Annotated in this window: 7 protein-coding genes and 3 tRNA genes; 2 read left to right on the top strand and 8 right to left on the bottom strand. The window is 64.9% G+C overall.

From position 1 onward, the window contains the following. The 5 genes from VK519_RS04410 to VK519_RS04390 all read right to left on the bottom strand — a co-directional run. A partial coding sequence (locus VK519_RS04410) for a GTP-binding protein (RefSeq protein ID WP_049472805.1) occupies positions 1 to 127 on the bottom strand: 127 nt, incomplete at its 3' end. A gap of 51 nt (positions 128 to 178) precedes the next feature. Further along, a tRNA-Thr gene (locus tag VK519_RS04405) sits at positions 179 to 254 on the bottom strand. 22 nt (positions 255 to 276) lie between these two features. Further along, positions 277 to 350, bottom strand: a tRNA-Gly gene (locus VK519_RS04400). 40 nt (positions 351 to 390) lie between these two features. Beyond that, a tRNA-Tyr gene (locus VK519_RS04395) sits at positions 391 to 476 on the bottom strand. 58 nt (positions 477 to 534) lie between these two features. Continuing rightward, a complete protein-coding gene (locus VK519_RS04390; RefSeq protein ID WP_324347919.1) occupies positions 535 to 1038 on the bottom strand; it encodes an acyl-CoA thioesterase in 504 nt (167 codons plus the stop codon). Positions 1039 to 1166: 128 nt separating this feature from the next. On the opposite strand from VK519_RS04390, the gene VK519_RS04385 reads away from it, so the two are divergent. Beyond that, on the top strand, positions 1167 to 3422 hold the full coding sequence (locus VK519_RS04385; protein WP_324347918.1) for a SpoIIE family protein phosphatase: 2256 nt from the start codon (positions 1167 to 1169) through the stop codon (positions 3420 to 3422). After that, the gene (locus tag VK519_RS04380; RefSeq protein ID WP_324347917.1) at positions 3406 to 3795 is read left to right on the top strand and encodes an STAS domain-containing protein; all 390 of its coding nucleotides are present in this window, start codon (positions 3406 to 3408) and stop codon (positions 3793 to 3795) included. Before VK519_RS04385 ends, VK519_RS04380 begins: the two co-directional genes overlap by 17 nt. A 12-nt stretch (positions 3796 to 3807) precedes the next feature. Here the strand turns inward: VK519_RS04380 and ychF are convergent, their stop codons facing one another. From ychF to VK519_RS04365, 3 genes are all read right to left on the bottom strand, one after another. After that, positions 3808 to 4896, bottom strand: coding sequence for a redox-regulated ATPase YchF (gene ychF / locus VK519_RS04375; protein WP_324347916.1), 1089 nt, complete (start codon positions 4894 to 4896; stop codon positions 3808 to 3810). Between the two features lie 65 nt (positions 4897 to 4961). Then, positions 4962 to 5543, bottom strand: a complete 582-nt coding sequence (gene pth / locus VK519_RS04370; RefSeq protein WP_324347915.1) for an aminoacyl-tRNA hydrolase — start codon at positions 5541 to 5543, stop codon at positions 4962 to 4964. A gap of 51 nt (positions 5544 to 5594) precedes the next feature. Next, positions 5595 to 6254 (bottom strand): 50S ribosomal protein L25/general stress protein Ctc, encoded by a 660-nt coding sequence (locus VK519_RS04365; RefSeq protein WP_324347914.1) that lies wholly within the window; start codon positions 6252 to 6254, stop codon positions 5595 to 5597. Positions 6255 to 6386: the final 132 nt, after the last annotated feature.

The following is a 6386-nucleotide window of genomic DNA, read 5'->3' as shown; positions in this document are numbered from 1 at the left end:
CACCACCGAAGCGCTCGGCGCCGATCTTGGTCAGCGCGGCCGTCAGCGTCGTCTTGCCATGGTCCACGTGACCGATGGTGCCGACGTTGACGTGCGGCTTGGTGCGTTCGAATTTACCCTTTGCCATGCGCGCTAAACCCCGATGGAGTCAATGATAGAAGTGGTTATGGAGCCAAGATGGTGCTCATGACTGGAATCGAACCAGCGACCTCTTCCTTACCAAGGAAGTGCTCTACCGACTGAGCTACATGAGCAGTGCAAAAACCGAAGCAGCAATGGAGCGGGAGACGGGAATCGAACCCGCACAATCAGCTTGGAAGGCTGAAGTTCTACCATTGAACTACTCCCGCCTAAGCGGAAAACCCGCATTCCTTCGACCGCAGGAATGTCTGGTGGAGGGAGGTGGATTCGAACCACCGAAGGCGTAAGCCAGCAGATTTACAGTCTGCCCCCGTTGGCCGCTTGGGTATCCCTCCAACAAAGAACGCCTATTGTGTGGCGGGGGTGCGGGACTGTCAACATCCTGTGGACGTTTCAGGCGCTGGCGTCGGTGGCTACGGACGGCCGGTGCGCGGCGACCTCGCGCTCCATTTCACGGGTCATTTCGGCCAGTTTCCGCGCGTATATCTGCAGCTGGCGCGCTTCTTCGGTGTGCGGCACCCAGGCGGGAACCGGCGTCGGCCTGCCGTTGGGCGCGTCCAGGGCGACGAAAACCATCACGCAACTGGTGCACAGGCGCTCGTCGGAAGCCTTCAGGTCCCTGGCGAAGACATCCACCAGCAAGTGCATGCTGGACGTTCCGGTGTGGATCAGCCGGGCTTTGACCGTGACCAGGTCGCCGATCAGGATCGGGGCGATGAACTGGATGCCGCTGACGGACACGGTGACGCAGTAGGCGCCACTCCAGCCCACGGCACAGGCATATCCGGCCTGGTCGATCCACTTCATGGCCATGCCGCCGTGGACCTTGCCGCCGAAGTTGACGTCGGTGGGCTGGGCCAGGAAGCGAAAATTGACGTCGGGTTGCGTACCAGCCATGACTCTCGAGTGCCGTATAGGGGTCGACATTATGCGACAGCGGCCGCTGGCCCGATGTAAGGTTCCTCGTACACAGGGTCGGGCGCGCAGCCCAGGTCATGACGGCTACCGCCCCGGGGAGGATCAGGATGATTTTTCGCAGCGTCTCGGCAAGGCTTGCGACCTGGATGCTGCTGGGGTCTGCCCTGGTGCTGGGCGTCACCGGCGCGGCACTGCTTGAACACACCCGTCGCCAGGTGCTGGCCCAGACCCACCGCGAGGCGCTGGCGCTGGCCAACGGCACGGCGGCGCGGATCGCGGCACGGGTGAGCGACGCGATGGCCATCACCCGCGTGCTGCATACGGTGCTTCCCGGCCGGACGGCGGACGCCGCCACCATGCTGCCCGACGTCATGCGTGGGCATCCTGATCTCTCGGGCATTGCCGTGTCCTTCAAGCCTGCCAACGACCTGCCCCGCACGACCCTGCTGGTCATTCGCGGCCCGGGCGATGCCATCCGCAACGTCGAGCTTGCCCAGGAGCAGACCGATGCCTGGTACACCCAGGGCCTGTCGTGCGCCGACGGCTGCTGGCAACGCTCCTTCATGGCCGATACGCGTGGCGGCAGCGTCGTCGGCTTCATCCAGCCGATGGAACGCAACGCTGGGGTGGTGGCCTCCGAACTTACCCTCGACTGGCTCCAGGCCCTCTTGGGCAGCCTTCCGGAACCTGCCGGCGGCTATGCCTTCGTGATGGACGAGAACCATCTGATGCTGGCCCACGAGCGTCCAGGCTTCGTCGGTACGCGGGCCAGTTCGTTCCTGACGACCTCGATCGTCCGCAGCAAGGGCGCCCCCATGCGCCTGACAGCCGAAGATGGCGCCCGTGTCACTGAACCGAGCTGGGCTTACGTGACCCCCGTGGCGGGCACGCCCTGGCAGTTCGGCCTGGTCATCCCCGAATCGCGCATCTACGCCGACATGCGCCGCACCTTCCTGACGGACCTCGTCCTGGGCCTGTTCGGCCTGCTGGCGATCTCGGCCCTGATCCTGACCATCAGCCGGCGATTGCTGGCACCGCTGTCGGAGCTGACCTTGCAGGCGGAGCGGATTGCGGCCGGCGACCGCGGCCATGCCCTGCCCTACAGCCCTGCACACGATGAGGTGGGGCGGCTGACGCGCAGCTTCGAGGGCATGCGCGTGGAACTGGCCGCCCAGATCGAGGCCGTCGCCGAGGGCAGCCGGGCCAGCGAGCGCCTGGCCAGCGAACTGGACATCGCGCGGTTGATCCAGACGTCGATGCTGCCGCCGCCCAGGCACGCCGGTGTCGACTTCGAACTGCATGCCCACCTGCAGCCGGCCCAGGCGGTCGGGGGCGACCTGTACTTCTACCTGGTGCAGCCCGATCGCCTCTGGCTGATGGTGGGTGACGTGTCCGACAAGGGCGTGGCGGCTGCGCTGTTCATGGCCCGCACCGTCACCCTTGCCCGTAACCTGGCCCGCGACGCCGCCGCGCCCGACCAGTTGCTGGCAGAGCTCAACGCGGAACTGGAACCGGACAACGATGCCTGCATGTTCGTCACCCTGGTCTGTGCGACGGTGGATCGCTCCAGTGGCAACCTGTTCGTGGCCAGCGCCGGCCACGACGCGCCCGTGCTGTGCCGGGGCGGAACCTGCGTGCCCGTCGCCGTGGAGAGCGGACCAGCGCTCGGCCTGCAGATAGACGCCGACTTCCCGCTTGCCAGCGCAAGGCTCCTGCCGGGTGACGAGCTGCTGATGTATTCCGACGGCATCACGGAAGCTGACGATGGCTTTCACGAACTCTTTGGCGAGTCACGCCTGCTTGCAGCCCTGTCCGGCGGCCACGAGGCAGATGGCACCCGCATCGACCGGCTGCTGGCCGCCGTTTCCGCGCACGCCGGCCACTTCCGCCAGTCCGACGATATCGCCTTGCTTGCGCTGAACTGGCAAGGTAGGGCCATGCGCACACGATTCTCCCAACGCATCACGCCTCACCGCGACGCCGTGTATGCCCTGCTCGATGCCGCCGAGGCCTTCACACGCGCCGCCGGCGCCGCTGCGGAAACCAGGGCCGACATCCGCCTGGCGGCGGAAGAACTGCTGGTGAACATCGTCGACCATTCCAGCGCCAGGAGCATCGACCTGACGCTCGAAGCGGTGAACGACGGCTTCGACCTGTGCATCCGCGATGACGGTCCGCCGTTCGATCCCTTCGTGCAGCCTGAGCCCGCCGATCGCGGGCAGGTCGGCGGTTTTGGCATCCACCTGGCCCGCCAGCTGGCCGACACTGCGCATTGCCAGCGCGAGCCAGGCGGTAACGTGGTGAGCCTTCGCTTTGCTTCACCATCCACATCACGAGGGACGGCGCATGAGCCTCACCATTGATTACCAACAGCCCAACCGCGGGCTGGCCACGCTTGCCATCGGTGGCCGCCTGGATGCACAGACCGCCCCGGAACTCGATGCTGCCGCCGTCACCGCCGGCGAGGGTGTCAGTGACAACGCCACCATCGTGCTGGACATGAAGGGCCTGGACTACATATCGAGTGCGGGCCTGCGCAGCATCGCCAAACTGCGCCGTGCCATGCAGGCGCGCGGCGGCACGGTATTGCTGGTGAACCCGCAGCCGCAGGTGCGCAAGGTCTTCGACATCGTCAAGGCGGTGCCGGTGAACGAGGTGTTTACCTCGATCGCGGAACTCGATGCCTACCTGGACACGATGCAGCGCAAGGTGATCGCCGACGGCAAGGATTCATAAGCCGAGTAGGCGCTACACATTGAAACGGAAGTGCAGCACGTCGCCTTCCTTCACGATGTAATCCTTGCCTTCCAGGCGCAGGCGGCCGGCTTCCTTCGCGCCGGATTCGCCGTTGTACTTGATGAAATCGGCATAGGCGACCGTTTCGGCACGGATGAAACCGCGCTCGAAGTCGGTATGGATGACGCCAGCGGCCTGCGGCGCGGTGGAACCGCGCTTGAGCTGCCAGGCGCGCACTTCCTTCTCGCCGGCGGTGAAGTATGTCTGCAGGCCCAGGAGCTTGTAGCCGGCGTTGATCACGCGATTCAGGCCAGGCTCGGAGAGGCCGAGGTCGGCGAGGAATTCATCGCGATCGGCATCGTCCATCTGCGAGAGTTCTTCCTCGATGGCGGCGCACACCGGCACGACCTCGGCACCCTCTTCGGCGGCGTGGGCGCGCACGCGGTCCAGGTGCGGATTGTTCTCGAAACCGTCTTCGAGCACGTTGGCGATGTACATCAGCGGTTTCATGGTGATCAGGAACATGTCGCGCACCAGGGCGCGTTCCTCTTCGTCCAGGCCAGCCATGCGGGCCGCCTTGCCCTCCCCAAGCGCAGCCAGCAGCTTGGCAAGCACGGGCTTGCGCGCCAGCGCTTCCTTGTCGTTGGCCTTGGCTGCGCGCTCGGCGCGGTTGAAGGCCTTTTCCACCGATTCGAGGTCGGCCAGCGCCAGTTCCGTATCGATGGTCTCGATATCGGCGATCGGGTCGACCTTGTTGGCGACGTGGATGACATCACCCTCGAAGCAACGCACCACGTGGGCGATGGCGTCGACCTCGCGGATGTGGGCCAGGAACTTGTTGCCCAGGCCCTCGCCTTTCGATGCGCCGGCCACCAGGCCCGCGATGTCGACGAATTCCATCGTCGTGGGCAGGATCTTCTGCGGCTTGACGATAGCCGACAGCGCCGCCAGGCGCGGATCGGGTACCGGCACCACGCCCACGTTCGGCTCGATGGTGCAGAACGGGAAGTTCGCCGCGGCGATGCCCGCCTTGGTGAGCGCATTGAACAGGGTGGACTTGCCGACGTTGGGCAAGCCGACGATGCCGCATTTGATACCCATGGAAGGAACCGCCAAGGTGAAGTGGGAGCGAGGCGCCTTCGCGCCATCGCGAAATCTGGGGGAGTTTATTCGCTTACCGTGTGCAGCCGCTTCATCGCCTCGTGGAAATTGCCGGCCACGGCAAGCGGCAACACGTCGAAGGCGCGCCCGATGCCATCCATGATGGCGTCCTCGTCGGTTGCGGAGGGGCGTCCGAGCACCCACGGGGTGACCTTGTCCTTGTGCCCCGGATGGCCGATGCCGATCCGCAGGCGGTGGTATTTGCCATGCCCCAGGTGGGCTGCGATGTCACGCAGGCCGTTCTGGCCGCCATGGCCTCCGTCGAATTTCAGGCGCACGGTGCCGGGCTCCAGGTCGAGCTCGTCGTGCACCACCAGGCATTGTTCGGGAGGAATCTTGTAATAGTGCAGCGCCGAAGCCACGGCGATGCCGCTCTTGTTCATGAAAGTGGCGGGCTTGAGCAGCCAGATCGCTTCGCCAGCGATGCGAACCCTGCAGGCCTCGCCATGCAGCTTGCCATCGAAACCGAATCGCTCGCCATGAAGCGCTGCCAGCGCATCGGCAAACCAGAACCCGGCGTTGTGCCGCGTCCGGAGGTATTCGGCCCCGGGGTTACCGAGGCCGACGATAAGGCGCAGGCCTTCCATGCGTGCAAACGAACGCGCCTTGCCCGCACGATGCGGACAAGGCGCGGCCGATTACTTCTTCTCAGGCGCCGGTGCGGCAGCCGGGACCACTGCGGCGTCGCCTTCGACGGCCGGGGTCTCGTCCACTTCTTCGCGCACCGAGGCGACGGTCACGACGGCGACGTCGTGTTCCTTGCCCAGGGCCAGTTCCGGGATCTCCACGTTGGCCGGAAGCTTGACCTCGGACAGGTGGATGATGTCGCCCTCGGTCAGTTCGGTGAGGTCGAGTTCCAGGTACTCCGGCAGGTTGCCCGGCAGGCACGACACGGTGACTTCCGTCAGGTTGTGCGAGATCACCAGGCCGGCCGTCTTGGCGGCGGGCGACTTTTCCTGGTTCAGGAAGTGGATGGGCACCGCGACGCGGACCACTTCGTTCTCGTTGATGCGCAGGAAGTCCATGTGCAGCATGAGCATCTTGAACGGATGCTTCTGCCAGTCACGCACCAGCACTTTCTGGGTTTTGCCGTCGACGTTGAGGTCGAGCACGGACGAGAAGAACCACTCGTGGCGCGAGGCCAGCAGAACGGTGTTGTGCTCGATCTGGATGCTTTCCGGCTCCTGGCCGGCGCCGTAGACGACGGCAGGCACAAAGCCCGCACGACGCAGGCGGCGGCTCGCACCTTTCCCCTCGTCCTTGCGGCCCTGGGCCGAGATTACATGTTGGGTTGCCATGGTTGTTACCTTCAGTTTTCACAAGAAGCCACCTCGCGGCGACCAAGACACTCACCCGCGACCAGGTGAGTGGTTAATCGATGTACAACGAACTTACCGATTCGCCAAAGGCGATGCGGCGAATGGTTTCGG

This window comes from Pinirhizobacter sp. (genome assembly GCF_035317885.1).
In the GTDB taxonomy this organism is placed as follows: Bacteria; Pseudomonadota; Gammaproteobacteria; order Xanthomonadales; family Rhodanobacteraceae; genus Pinirhizobacter.
This window is presented reverse-complemented; position numbering and strand designations above follow the sequence as displayed.